Annotated in this window: 11 protein-coding genes; 10 read left to right on the forward strand and 1 reads right to left on the reverse strand. The window is 70.9% G+C overall.

Annotated elements, in window-relative coordinates:
• Nucleotides 1–58 precede the first annotated feature (58 nt).
• From rpe to AB0G59_RS17700, 8 genes are all read left to right on the forward strand, one after another.
• A complete protein-coding gene (gene rpe / locus AB0G59_RS17665; protein ID WP_360912524.1) occupies nucleotides 59–745 on the forward strand; it encodes a ribulose-phosphate 3-epimerase in 687 nt (228 codons plus the stop codon).
• Between the two features lie 167 nt (nucleotides 746–912).
• Complete coding sequence (locus tag AB0G59_RS17670; RefSeq protein ID WP_360912525.1) at nucleotides 913–1,902, forward strand: sugar-binding domain-containing protein; 990 nt, start codon at nucleotides 913–915, stop codon at nucleotides 1,900–1,902.
• A gap of 269 nt (nucleotides 1,903–2,171) precedes the next feature.
• Nucleotides 2,172–3,614, forward strand: a complete 1,443-nt coding sequence (locus AB0G59_RS17675; protein ID WP_360912527.1) for a GuaB1 family IMP dehydrogenase-related protein — start codon at nucleotides 2,172–2,174, stop codon at nucleotides 3,612–3,614.
• A gap of 331 nt (nucleotides 3,615–3,945) precedes the next feature.
• Nucleotides 3,946–5,808 (forward strand): amino acid permease, encoded by a 1,863-nt coding sequence (locus AB0G59_RS17680; protein ID WP_360912529.1) that lies wholly within the window; start codon nucleotides 3,946–3,948, stop codon nucleotides 5,806–5,808.
• 122 nt (nucleotides 5,809–5,930) lie between these two features.
• On the forward strand, nucleotides 5,931–6,497 hold the full coding sequence (locus tag AB0G59_RS17685; protein ID WP_360912531.1) for a GNAT family protein: 567 nt from the start codon (nucleotides 5,931–5,933) through the stop codon (nucleotides 6,495–6,497).
• A gap of 100 nt (nucleotides 6,498–6,597) precedes the next feature.
• Nucleotides 6,598–7,053: an Lrp/AsnC family transcriptional regulator gene (locus AB0G59_RS17690; RefSeq protein ID WP_086572781.1), complete on the forward strand. Its 456-nt coding sequence runs from the start codon at nucleotides 6,598–6,600 to the stop codon at nucleotides 7,051–7,053.
• 244 nt (nucleotides 7,054–7,297) lie between these two features.
• Nucleotides 7,298–8,098: a carbon-nitrogen hydrolase family protein gene (locus AB0G59_RS17695; protein WP_360912533.1), complete on the forward strand. Its 801-nt coding sequence runs from the start codon at nucleotides 7,298–7,300 to the stop codon at nucleotides 8,096–8,098.
• A 55-nt stretch (nucleotides 8,099–8,153) separates the two neighbouring features.
• Nucleotides 8,154–9,875, forward strand: a complete 1,722-nt coding sequence (locus AB0G59_RS17700; protein ID WP_360912535.1) for an NAD(P)/FAD-dependent oxidoreductase — start codon at nucleotides 8,154–8,156, stop codon at nucleotides 9,873–9,875.
• A 31-nt stretch (nucleotides 9,876–9,906) separates the two neighbouring features.
• Here the strand turns inward: AB0G59_RS17700 and AB0G59_RS17705 are convergent, their stop codons facing one another.
• Nucleotides 9,907–10,599, reverse strand: coding sequence for a DUF5995 family protein (locus AB0G59_RS17705; protein WP_360912537.1), 693 nt, complete (start codon nucleotides 10,597–10,599; stop codon nucleotides 9,907–9,909).
• 210 nt (nucleotides 10,600–10,809) lie between these two features.
• On the opposite strand from AB0G59_RS17705, the gene AB0G59_RS17710 reads away from it, so the two are divergent.
• Together AB0G59_RS17710 and AB0G59_RS17715 are read left to right on the forward strand one after the other, a co-directional pair.
• Nucleotides 10,810–12,195, forward strand: a complete 1,386-nt coding sequence (locus AB0G59_RS17710) for a solute carrier family 23 protein (RefSeq protein WP_360912539.1) — start codon at nucleotides 10,810–10,812, stop codon at nucleotides 12,193–12,195.
• A gap of 180 nt (nucleotides 12,196–12,375) precedes the next feature.
• Entirely contained in the window at nucleotides 12,376–13,164 is a 789-nt protein-coding gene (locus AB0G59_RS17715) for a hypothetical protein (RefSeq protein WP_360912541.1), read from the forward strand.
• Nucleotides 13,165–13,195: the final 31 nt, after the last annotated feature.

Genomic DNA, 13,195 nt, shown 5'->3' on the forward strand with positions numbered 1-13,195 from the left:
CCACGGCCGCGACAAGCCCCGGGTCAAGGCCGCCGGCGCGGCATGGCAGGCTTGGGGTATGGCCGTGCAGATCAACCCCAGCATCCTGTCCGCGGACTTCGCCCGCCTCGCCGACGAAGCGCAGGCGGTGAAGGGCGCCGACTGGCTCCACGTCGACGTGATGGACAATCACTTCGTGCCCAACCTGACGCTCGGCGTACCGATCGTCGAGTCGCTGGCGAAGGCCACCGACACCCCGCTGGACTGCCACCTCATGATCGAGGACCCGGACCGCTGGGCGCCGCAGTACGCCGAGGCGGGCGCCGGGTCGGTGACCTTCCACGCGGAGGCCGCCGCGGCGCCGGTGCGGCTGGCGCGGGAGATCAGGGCCAAGGGGGCGCGGGCGTCCATGGCGCTCAAGCCCGCCACCCCGATCGAGCCGTTCGAGGACCTGCTGCCCGAGCTGGACATGCTGCTGATCATGACCGTCGAGCCCGGCTTCGGTGGCCAGGCCTTCCTCGACATCATGCTGCCGAAGATCCGCCGGACCCGTGAGCTGATCTCGCGGCACGACCTGCAGCTGTGGCTGCAGGTCGACGGCGGCGTCTCGGCCTCCACCATCGAGCGCTGCGCCGAGGCCGGCGCGGACGTGTTCGTGGCCGGATCGGCCGTCTACGGTACGGACGACCCGGCGGCGGCCGTACGCTCGCTGCGCGCGCAGGCGGAGCAGGCCACCGCCCGTGCGCCCTGGGCCTGCGCGCACTGAGCGTCCCGGCGCTGCTCGCCCGAATTGCTGAGGGCGAAGGTCAAGGCCTGATCAAGACGCGGCACATCTGACAGGATGACGTCGAGTCATTAGCTCCACAGCTTGCACACAAGCGTGAACACAGTAGTGAGGAGACCAGGGTGTCGACGGGCCGTTCAGCCACGCCTATGGGGCCCGCCGAGCTGGTGCAGGCGGCGGCGATGGCCCGCCGCTTCTACCTCGAGGGCAAGTCGAAGATCCAGATCGCCGAGGAGTTCGGCGTGAGCCGCTTCAAGGTGGCCCGGGTGCTGGAGACGGCACTGGAGCGCGACCTGGTGCGGATCGAGATCCGGGTGCCGGCGGAGCTGGACGCGGAGCGCTCCGACGCGCTGCGCGCCCGCTACGGCCTGCGCCACGCGGTCGTCGTGGAGTCCCCGGCCGACGCGGCCGACGACGCGCCCGATCCCGAGAACCTCGGCGAGGTGGCAGCCGACCTGCTCGGCGAGCTGGTCCACGAGGGCGACGTGCTCGGCCTCGCCTGGGGCCGCTCCACCATCCACATGGCCGCGGCCCTGCACCGGCTGCCGCCCTGCACGGTCGTCCAGCTCACCGGCGTGTACGACGCGGGCACCGCCGAGCGCGGCTCGGTGGAGGCCGTGCGCCGGGCCGCCCAGGTCTCGGGCGGCGAGGCCCACCCGATCTACGCCCCGATGCTGCTGCCCGACACGGCCACGGCCGCCGCGCTGCGCGGCCAGACCGGCATCGCCCGGGCCTTCGACTACTTCGACAAGGTCACCGTCGCCGCCGTCTCGATCGGCTCCTGGGCGCCGGGCATCTCGACCGTCTACGACATGCTGACCCCGCAGGAGCGCGAGCACTACGCCTCCCTCGGCGCGGCCGCCGAGATGTCCGCGCACCTCTTCGACGCCGAGGGCCGCAGGATCGGCCGTGACCTGGGCGAACGCTGCATCACGGTGGAAGCCGACCGGCTGCGCCGTATACCGGAGGTCGTCGCGATCGCCGGCGGGCTGCGCAAGGCGGCGGCGATCGGCGCGGTGCTGCGCTCCGGGCTGGTCACCAGCCTGGTCACGGACACCGCGGCGGCCGACTACCTCCTGCTGGAGACGGGCCCGGGCCCCCGCCCGGCCCTGGACCGGGCCGACCCGGACGGCTCATAGCCCTGCCGCACGCCGACGGCGCCGGCCACCCCTTCCCGGGGCGGTCGGCGCCGTCGCGTTTGCCCGGCCGCGGCCCGGACGGACCACTTGGGTGAAGCCACAAGCGCTTCTCGCCACCCGCTGGCCGATGTCACAGAATGTGCGCCAAGTTCGCCAGGATCGCTTGCGATCGTGGATGATGGGTCCAGGAACCTCAGCCCGATCCGGTGCTGGCTCGGTGCTGACTCCCCACCCGCTCTGTACGCAAAACCGCAGGTGAGAGAGCCAGTATGCGATTCCTTAACGACCAGAAGCCGGCGTACGACCTGACGTACGACGATGTGTTCATGGTGCCGAGCCGCTCGGCGGTCGGCTCCCGACAGGCAGTGGACCTTTCTTCGCCCGACGGCACGGGCACCACCATTCCGCTCGTGGTCGCCAACATGACCGCCATCGCCGGCCGCCGCATGGCCGAGACGGTCGCCCGCCGCGGTGGCCTCGTCGTCATCCCCCAGGACATCCCGATCGAGGTCGTCACCGAGGTCATCTCCTGGGTCAAGGGCCGTCACCACGTGCTCGACACCCCCATCGTGCTCGCCCCGACCCAGACCGTCGCCGACGCGCTGTCCCTGCTGCCCAAGCGGGCCCACGGCGCCGGCGTCGTCGTCGACGCGGACCACCGCCCCGTCGGCGTCGTCACCGAGCACGACCTGACCGGCGTGGACCGCTTCACCCAGCTGTCCGAGGTCATGTCCACCGAGCTGCTGCTCCTGGACGCCGACATCGACCCGCGCGAGGCCTTCAACCAGCTCGACGCCGCCCACCGCAAGCTGGCGCCCGCCGTCGACAAGGACGGCAAGCTGGTCGGCATCCTCACCCGCAAGGGCGCGCTGCGCGCGACCCTGTACACCCCCGCCACCGACGCGGACGGCAAGCTGCGCATCGCCGCCGCCGTCGGCATCAACGGCGACTTCGTGGCCAAGGCCAAGCAGCTGCTCGACGCGGGCGTGGACACGCTCGTCATCGACACCGCGCACGGTCACCAGGAGTCGATGATCAGCGCGATCAAGGCCGTCCGGGCGCTCGACCCGCAGGTCCCGATCGTCGCCGGCAACATCGTCGCCGCCGAGGGTGTGCGCGACCTCATCGAGGCCGGCGCGGACATCATCAAGGTCGGTGTGGGCCCGGGCGCCATGTGCACCACCCGCATGATGACCGGCGTGGGCCGCCCGCAGTTCTCCGCGGTGCTCGAGTGCGCCGCCGAGGCGAAGAAGTACGGCAAGCACGTGTGGGCCGACGGTGGCGTTCGTCACCCCCGCGACGTGGCCATGGCCCTGGCGGCCGGCGCGTCCAACGTCATGATCGGCTCCTGGTTCGCCGGTACCTACGAGTCCCCCGGTGACCTGCAGCAGACCGCCGACGGGCGCTTCTACAAGGAGTCCTTCGGCATGGCCTCGGCCCGTGCGGTGCAGAACCGCACCTCCGAGGAGTCCGCGTACGACCGGGCGCGCAAGGGCCTGTTCGAGGAGGGCATCTCCACCTCGCGCATGTTCCTCGACCCGGCCCGCCCGGGCGTCGAGGACCTGATCGACTCGATCATCGCGGGTGTCCGTTCGTCCTGCACCTACGCGGGTGCCGGCTCCCTCGAGGAGTTCGCCCAGCGGGCCGTCGTCGGCGTCCAGAGCGCCGCCGGTTACGCCGAGGGCAAGCCGCTGCACGCCAGCTGGCAGTAGTCGCACCAGCCCTGAAGGGGCGCGATCCGGTTCGCCGGGTCGCGCCCCTTTTTTACTGCTCATGTACCGATTCATAACGCGACGTGCAACGATCACCCGTTCTGAGCCCCCGGACGCAATGATCGAACGGGCATACGCAAGAATGGTGCATTACGAGCGCGGGCCCTGACCTCGTAGGGTCTGCGCAGAACGTGGAGTGGCGGGTACCGCTTGCTCGGCGGTACCCCCTCGCTATGGGTTTGCTCTGCCATGCCGGCGCGCCCTGGGTGGCCGCCGTGGGCCGCTGCTTCCGACCGGCACCCCCACCGGCAGTCATGAACGGAGCAACCCCGTGTTGGACCAAGGCACTGCGCCACCCTCCACCGGTCGCAAGCGGCTCTCCCCGCCGCCCGCCGCCGGCTTCGGCGCCCGCCTGATGCGCCGCAAGCCCGTCGAGCGCCTGGTCGCCGAGGGCGGCCAGGGCGAGGGCGGCAGCCTGCGCCGCTCGCTCGGCATGTGGCAGCTGACCATGATCAGCATCGGTGCCACGCTGGGCACCGGCATCTTCGTCGTCCTCGGCGAGGCCGTGCCCGACGCAGGCCCGGCGGTTGTGATCTCGTTCGTCCTCGCGGGCATCACGGCGCTGTTCTCGGCGCTGTCCTACGCGGAGCTGGCCGGCACCATCCCGGTCTCCGGCTCCTCGTACTCGTACGCCTACGCCACCCTGGGCGAGATCGTCGCCTGGGTCTGCGGCTGGTGCCTGATCCTCGAGTACGGCGTCTCCGTCGCGGCCGTGGCCGTCGGCTGGGGCCAGTACCTCAACGAGCTCCTCGACGGGACCATCGGCGTCACCATCCCCGACGCCCTGGCCAACCCGCCGGGCGTCGACGGCGGCATCTTCAACCTGCCCGCCCTGCTCGTCGTGCTGCTGTGCATGGCCTTCCTGATCGGCGGCGCCAAGGAGAGCGCCCGCGCCAACACCATCATGGTGGCCGTGAAGATCGCGGCCCTGCTGCTCTTCTGCGCCGTGGCCTTCACCGGCATCCGCGCCGGCAACTACGCGCCGTTCATGCCGCTCGGCCTCGGTGGCGTGAGCGCCGCCGGCGCCACGCTGTTCTTCTCCTACATCGGCTTCGACGCCGCCTCCACCGCGGGTGAGGAGGCCAAGAACCCGAAGAAGGACCTGCCCAAGGCGATCATGCTGTCGCTGCTGATCGTCACGGCGATCTACGTGCTGGTCGCGGCGATCGCCATCGGCGCCATGCCGTGGGGCGAGTTCAAGGGCTCCGAGGCCGCGCTCGCCGGCATCATGGAGGACGTCACCGGCCAGAGCTTCTGGGCCGTGCTGCTCGCCGCCGGCGCCGTCATCGCCATCGCCAGCGTCGTGCTGACCGTCCTCTACGGACAGACCCGCATCCTCTTCGCGATGTCCCGCGACGGCCTGGTCCCCAAGGCCTTCGCCAAGGTCAACCGCAAGGGCGTGCCGCTGGCGAACACCCTGATCGTCTCGCTGTTCTGCGGGGTCCTGGCCGCCGCGGTCCCGCTCGGCCAGCTCGCCGACGCCACCAGCATCGGCACGCTCTTCGCCTTCGCCCTGGTGAACATCGCCGTCATCGTGCTGCGCTTCACCCGCCCCGACATGCACCGCAGCTTCCGTGTACCGCTTTCGGGTGTGCGCATCACCGTCCGCTCGGTGCAGATCCCGCTCGGCCTGATCTTCCCCGTCCTGGGCTTCGGGATGTGCGTCTACATGATGTGCAACCTGGACGTCATCACCTGGCAGGTCTTCGGCGCCTGGATGGTCCTGGGCCTGCTGATCTACTTCTTCTACGGCATGCGCCGCTCGCGCCTGGCGACGGAGGCCCTGGGCGAGGCCCTGCCGGCCGCGGCGGGTGCCGCCAAGGGCGCCGTCCCGGCGCAGAAGGCGAAGCGGACCGCTCCGAAGGCCGGCGCCAAGGCGGCCGCCGGTACGGCCGCGAAGGCCGCCGCCACGGCGGCGAAGGGCGAGGCCAAGTCCGGTGCCAAGGCCGACGAGAAGGCGGACACGAAGGCCGACGCCAAGGCCGACGCCGAGCCGGCGACGAAGTCCGGCGCCAAGCCGGCCGCCAAGGCCGGCCCCAAGCCCGGTGCGAAGCCGGGCGCCAGGACCGGCGCCAAGGCCGGTTCGCGGAACACGAAGAAGGCCCGCGGCAAGGGCCGGCGCAAGGGCCGCTGAGGCCCCGATCCGGGGGCGGCCGGGCCACCGAGAAGAAATGATCTTCTCCGCGCCGCCCCTATGATCCCTCCCTGCCGGGTCCGCCGTCCGGGGACCCGGCAGACGGGAAGGGATCACATCGGATGAGCAGTCCCCACCTCCTGCTGACCGGCGACAGGCTCGCCCTGGGCATGCCCCGCGACGAGATGCTGACCGAGTACCACAGATGGGAGTGCGACCCCGGGACCATCCTCGGCGCCGGCAGCCGCTTCCCCCGGTCGTGGGAGGCCCGGGCCGACGAGTGGGACCGGGAGCTCGACGACCGCAACCACGCGCGGTTCGAGGTCGTACGCCTGAAGGACAAGCAGTCGGTCGCCCTGACCACGCTGCGCATCGACCCCGGCGAGCGCAGGGCCGAGTTCGCGATCGTCGTCGCCCCGGCCCAGCGCGGCAAGCGCTTCGCCGAGGAAGCCACCCGTCTGACCCTCGACTGGGCGTTCCACCTGGGTGCCATGCGGGCCGTGTGGCTGCGGGTGCTGGAACCCAACCGGGCCGGCATCACCGCCTTCGAGAAGGCCGGATTCCGGCCCACCGGCCGTTTTCGCAGGTCCGGGCACTGGCTGGGCCAGTACGTCGACGAGCTCCTGATGGACGCCCTTCCGGAGGAATTCCCCGGACCTCCCGCCATGTGCACCGCGCTCGGCAGCTGAGGGGGCAGGTCCACGCCCATCGGGTCGGGGGCACGGCCGGGTACGTGATCTACTGCTGGTAGCAGTAGCTGGTTACCCGGAGAAATGTGATCCACCCGCCGTGCGATTGAACGAGCTCGACGAACGCATCGTGCATGCCCTGGCCGAGGACGCCAGGCGCTCCTACGCCGACATCGGCGCGGAGGTCGGCCTGTCCGCGCCCGCCGTCAAGCGGCGCGTGGACAGACTCCGCGCCGAGGGCGCCATCACCGGCTTCACCGTACGGGTGGACCCGGCGGCGCTCGGCTGGGAGACGGAAGGCTTCATCGAGCTCTACTGCCGCCGCAACACCTCGCCCGAGGCCATCCACCGGGGCCTGTCGCGGTACCCGGAGGTGGCGTCGGCCTCCACCGTCACGGGGGAGGCCGACGCCATCGTCCAGATCTTCGCCTCGGACATGCGCCACTTCGAGCGCGTCCTGGAGCGCATCGCGGGCGAGCCCTTCGTGGAGCGCACCAAGTCCGTGCTGGTCCTCTCGCCCCTGCTGCGCCGCTTCAGCTCCGGCGCACCCTCCTGAGCCGCCCGGGCCGACGTCCGGCGCTCCTCGGGACAGCCCCGGAAATGCCCCGGTCGGGCCACCCGCGGCCCCCTGCCGGGCCCCCGCGCAACGAATCGCCGCGGACCCCCGTAAAGGCGCAATGAATCCGCCGTCTGCGCGCAACGTCGGCGCCTTGTCCCGTCGAGATCCCGGACCGTACCGTCGACTCGTTTACACGAACAGGTGTGTGACCCACCCGCCCGACGAGCTACAAGAGGGACGAATGACGCCGCTGCGCATCGCGCTGTACCAAGGCCCCAGCGGCGTTCCCTCCTCCACCGCCGACAGCCTCGACGCCCTGGCCGCCGCCGCCCGGCGGGCCGCGGCCGCCGGTGCCCGGCTGCTGCTCACGAACGAGCTGTACCTGACGGGGTACGCCCTCGGCGAGGCCGTCCGTGACCTGGCCGAGCCCGCCACCGGCCCCGGGGCGCAGGCCGTCGCCCGTATCGCCGCCGAGCACGGGCTGGCCGTCGGCTACGGCTACCCCGAGCGCGACGGCGAGACGATCTACAACTCGCTGCAGCTCATCGGCCCGGACGGGACCCGCCTCGCCCACTACCGCAAGACCCACCTCTTCGGCGCGTACGAGAACACCTACTTCACGCCCGGCGAGGAGCCGGTGGTCCAGGCCGACCTCGACGGCGTCCGGCTCGGGCTGCTGGTCTGCTACGACGTGGAGTTCCCCGAGACCGTACGGGCCCACGCCCTGGCCGGGACCGACCTGCTGCTCGCGCCCACCGCGCTGATGCGGCCCTACGAGATCGTCCCGCAGACGATCATCCCGGCCCGTGCGTGGGAGAGCCAGCTCTACATCGCCTACGCCAACCGCTGCGGAGCCGAGGGCGACCTCGCCTTCGCCGGGCTGTCCTGCCTGGCGGCGCCCGACGGGACCGTACGGGCGCGCGCCGGAGCCGGCGAGGACCTGATCGTCGCCGACGTCGACCCGGCGCTGCTGAAGGCCTCCCGCGCCGAGAACACCTACCTGAGCGATCGCCGCCCCGAGCTCTACGCCTCGCTCATCTGACCCCCGGGCTTCCCCCGCCCCGCCCACACCCCCTGCCAGTAGGAGAGTCCAGCCGATGACGTCCACGGTGCCCACCGCCGTCCACGACGAGCACGAGCAGGCCCAGCCCGTCGAGCCGCCGATCACCATGTTCGGCCCGGACTTCCCCTTCGCCTACGACGACTTCCTCGCCCACCCGGCGGGCCTCGGCCAGATACCGGCCACCGAGCACGGCACCGAGGTCGCGGTCATCGGCGGCGGTCTGTCCGGCATCATCGCGGCGTACGAGCTGATGAAGATGGGCCTCAAGCCCGTCGTCTACGAGGCCGACCAGATCGGCGGCCGCCTGCGCACGGTCGGCTTCGAGGGCTGTGACGCCGAGGGCGACAGCGGGCCGCTGACCGCGGAGATGGGCGCCATGCGCTTCCCGCCGTCCTCCACGGCCTTCCAGCACTACATCGACCTCGTCGGGCTGGAGACCAAGCCGTTCCCCAACCCGCTCGCGCCCGACACCCCCTCCACGGTCGTCGACCTCAAGGGCGAGTCGCACTACGCCGTCACCGTCGACGACCTTCCGCAGGTCTACCGCGACGTGATGAACGCGTGGAACGCCTGCCTGGAGGAGGGCGCGGACTTCTCCGACATGAACCGCGCCATGCGCGAGCGCGATGTGCCGCGCATCCGGGAGATCTGGGCGAAGCTCGTCGAGAAGCTCGACAACCAGACCTTCTACGGCTTCCTCTGCGAGTCCGAGGCCTTCAAGTCCTTCAAGCACCGCGAGATCTTCGGCCAGGTCGGCTTCGGCACCGGCGGCTGGGACACCGACTTCCCCAACTCCATCCTGGAGATCCTGCGCGTCGTCTACACCGAGGCGGACGACCACCACCGCGGCATCGTCGGCGGCAGCCAGCAGCTGCCCCTGCGCCTGTGGGACCGCGAGCCGGAGAAGATCATCCACTGGGCGCAGGGCACCTCGCTGTCCTCGCTGCACGGCGGCGCCCCCCGCCCGGCCGTCACCCGGCTGCACCGCACGGCCGGCAACCGCATCACGGTCACGGACGCGACCGGTGACATCCGTACGTACCAGGCGGCCATCTTCACCGCCCAGTCGTGGATGCTGCTGTCGAAGATCGCGTGCGACGACACGCTCTTCCCCATCGACCACTGGACGGCGATGGAGCGCACCCACTACATGGAGTCGTCCAAGCTGTTCGTGCCTGTGGACCGGCCGTTCTGGCTGGACAAGGACGAGGAGACCGGCCGTGACGTCATGTCGATGACGCTCACCGACCGGATGACCCGCGGCACCTACCTCCTGGACGACGGCCCGGACAAGCCGGCCGTCATCTGCCTCTCGTACACCTGGTGCGACGACAGCCTCAAGTGGCTGCCGCTGTCGGCGAACGAGCGGATGGAGGTCATGCTCAAGTCGCTCGGCGAGATCTACCCCAAGGTCGACATCCGCAAGCACATCATCGGCAACCCGGTGACGGTCTCCTGGGAGAACGAGCCCTACTTCATGGGCGCGTTCAAGGCCAACCTGCCGGGTCACTACCGCTACCAGCGGCGTCTGTTCACCCACTTCATGCAGGACCGTCTGCCCGAGGACAAGCGCGGCATCTTCCTCGCCGGCGACGACATCTCCTGGACCGCCGGCTGGGCCGAGGGCGCCGTCCAGACCGCGCTCAACGCGGTGTGGGGCGTGATGCACCAGTTCGGTGGCTCCACGGACGCCACCAACCCCGGTCCGGGCGACGTCTACGACGAGATCGCGCCCGTCGAGCTGCCGGAGGACTGAGCCCGGGGGCTGACGCACGGGCGTCCGTGCGTCAGCCCAGGGGCGTGAGGAGACAGCGGCCGACCATGCCGACGCTCGCGTCGACGCGGTCGGTGAGCTCCTCCACCAGATCGGGCAGCTCCCGCATGGCCCACAGCGCGCGGAACGAGGCCCACGCCGCGTTCCGCGCGGCCTCCAGCGTCCACGAGCCGACCAGGTGGGTCAGCGGATCGGCGACGTCCAGCAGATCCGGCCCCGGCATCAGCTCCTCGCGGATCCGCTCCTCCATGGCGACGAGCATCGACCCGATGCGGTGGAAGTCGCCCTCGAGGGCGCGCGGCTCGACGTCCAGCGCCCGGCAGGTCTCGGTCAGGGCCAGGGCCAGGTCATGGCCGATGTGGGCGTTGATCCCGGCCAGGGCGAACTGCAGGGGCTGCACCGCCGGATGCCCCCGCAGCTGGAACAGCGGCCGCCAGCAGGCGGGCAGCAGACGGCCCATGGACGCCTGGTCGACGGCGTGCAGATAGCGCTTGGCGAAGCGCACGTCGAGGTCGGCCGCGGCGTGCCGGTCCCGGAAGCCCCCCGCCGCCACCCGGCGGCCGATCTCCTCCGTGACCGTCAGATAGACCCGGTTGAAGACCGCCACCCCGTCCCTCGGCGGCAGTGCGGCGTCGAGCCCCCGCATCCGCGCCAGTACCCAGTCGATGCCGGCGGGCACCGCCGGCTGCGCCCGCGTCATCGTCATACGCACAGAGTGACACCCGAATACGGAGCGTAGGCGAATCCCCGGGAGAGTTAACCAGAACGGGTGAACGAGGGCCGTGTCCTCGCCGGATTGTCACGCTCCGTATTCGGCGGCTCGCGTCGTCACGCTTGGTTTGTCCCTGCCATGGCGATCGACTATTAATCGCTTGGTCTCTGCGGCGCGCAGGGCCTTGCGAAATGGAGAGTGGTCATGGCGGGCGTCGGGTGGAAGCTGCACGGCGATGGCAAGCACCTGAAGCCCGGGGAGGTGGTCAAGCCGGGGGAGCGGCTGTCGTGGGGCCGCACCGTCGGGCTCGGTGCGCAGCACGTGGTCTCGATGATCGGGGCGTGCTTCGTCGCGCCGATCCTCATGGGGCTGGACCCCAATCTGGCGCTGATGGCGTCGGGCGTGGCGACGGTGCTGTTCCTGCTGATGACGCGCGGGCGCGTGCCCAGCTACCTGGGGTCCTCGCTCTCCTTCGTCGGAGTGTCCGCGGTCATCGCGGGCCAGGGCGGGGACGCCGGCACACTGACCGGCGCGATGCTCGTGGTGGGCGCCGCCCTCGTCGGCTGCGGCGTGGTCATCCAGGTCCTCGGCCCGCGGGTCATCCACGCCGTCCTGCCGCCGGCGGTGACCGGTGCGGTCGTCATGCTCATCGGCTTCAACCTCGCCCCGGTGGCGGCGGGGACGTACTGGCCGCAGGACCAGTGGGCCGCGCTCGCCACGATGCTGTTCACGGGCCTCGCGCTGGTGGTGCTGCGGGGGTTCTGGTCGCGCATCGCGATCTTCCTGGGCCTCGTCTTCGGCTATGCGCTGTCCTGGATCCTCGACCGGACCGCGGGCAAGATCCACTCGGCGGACGGCTCTGGCAAGGTGACGGACCACTGGCGCATCGACTTCTCCGGCGTCGCCAAGGCGGACTGGATCGGCGTGCCGACCTTCCACGCCCCGAACTTCTCGGCCTCGGCGGTCCTGGTCGCACTGCCGGTGCTGGTGGCGCTGGTCGCCGAGAACGCGGGCCACGTCAAGGCCGTGGGCGAGATGACCGGTGACCCGCTCGACGACAAGATGGGCATGGCGATCATCGCGGACGGCAGCGCGACCGTGCTCTCCACCGCGGTGGGCGGCCCGGCCACCACCACGTACGCGGAGAACATCGGCGTGATGGCGGCGACGCGCGTCTACTCGACCGCCGCGTACTGGGCCGCCGCCGGCTTCGCGCTGCTCTTCGGCCTGTGCCCCAAGTTCGGCGCGGTCGTCGCCGCCATTCCCGGCGGCGTGCTCGGCGGGATCACTGTCATCCTCTACGGAATGATCGGCCTGCTCGGCGCCCAGATCTGGGTGCGGAACAAGGTCGACTTCGCCCAGCCGCTCAACCTCGTGCCGACGGCCGCGGGCGTCATCATCGGCATCGGCGGCGTCTCGCTGAAGTTCACCGACAACTTCGAGCTCAGCGGCATCGCACTGGGCACCCTCATCGTGCTCACCGGCTATCACGCCCTGCGCTGGCTCTCCCGGGCCGCCGACCGCCGGGAGCCCGCCCTCCTGGACGGTGGCACCACCGACTACGACCGCGGCACGGGCGACGCGTCCTGAGGCGGGTTCGGGGGCCGGGAGGTCCGGCCCCCCGGGGGCTTGGGCGGGTCCCTCTTTCGCGTTGCTGCGATCGGCGCAATTAACACCTCGTAGGGCTGTATGGCCACGACCGCCGGATGTTTATCGGTTCATGCGAGGTATGCGTGGGGTGTCCGATTTCCTGCAATTCAGGAGACACACATGCGCAAGCTCGTCGGCCGCACCGCGGCCGCCGCGATCCTCGCCGGCGCCACCGTTGTTCCGGTGGCCGGCCTGGCCCAGGCCGCGCCGCAGGTCGCGTCCGGCAACCAGGCGCTGACCTGGGACGACGACCACGGTGACCGGGACAAGGGCCGCGACCGGGACCGGGACAAGGACAAGAAGAAGGACAACGGCCGCGACAAGAAGAAGGACCACGGCCGCGACAAGGACTGCGACCGGGACAAGGGCCGCGACCGCGACCGCGACCGTGACCGCGACAAGGACTGCGACCGCGGCCGCGACCGTGACCGCGACAAGGACTGCGACCACGGCCGCAAGGACCGTGACCGCGACTGCGACCACGACGACCACCACCGCAGCTACAGCCGCCACAGCTACCACGACTGGACCAGCTGGGGCAACAACTGGGGCAACCACTGGGGCAACAACTGGGGTGGCATCTGGATCGGCAAGTGGAAGAACAACGGCTGGGGCGGCCACGGTGGTTGGGGCGGCTGGAACGGCGGCCACAACGACAAGTGGGGCGGCGGCCATGACAAGTGGGGTGGCGGCCACGACGGCTGCGACCGCTGGGGCGGCGGCCACGACAAGTGGGGCGGCGGCCACAACGACAAGTGGGGTGGCGGCCACGACGGCTGCGACCGCTGGGGCGGCGGCCACGACAAGTGGGGTGGCGGCCACGACAAGTGGGGTGGCGGCCACGACCGTGACTGCGACCACCACAACAAGCACCACGGCGGCGGGCACGGCTGGGCCATCGTGATCTGATCCAGAAGCGCCTGACGGTTCCCCTCCACCG

It is taken from the genome of Streptomyces sp. NPDC021096 (assembly GCF_040641275.1).
Lineage (GTDB): Bacteria > Actinomycetota > Actinomycetes > Streptomycetales > Streptomycetaceae > Streptomyces.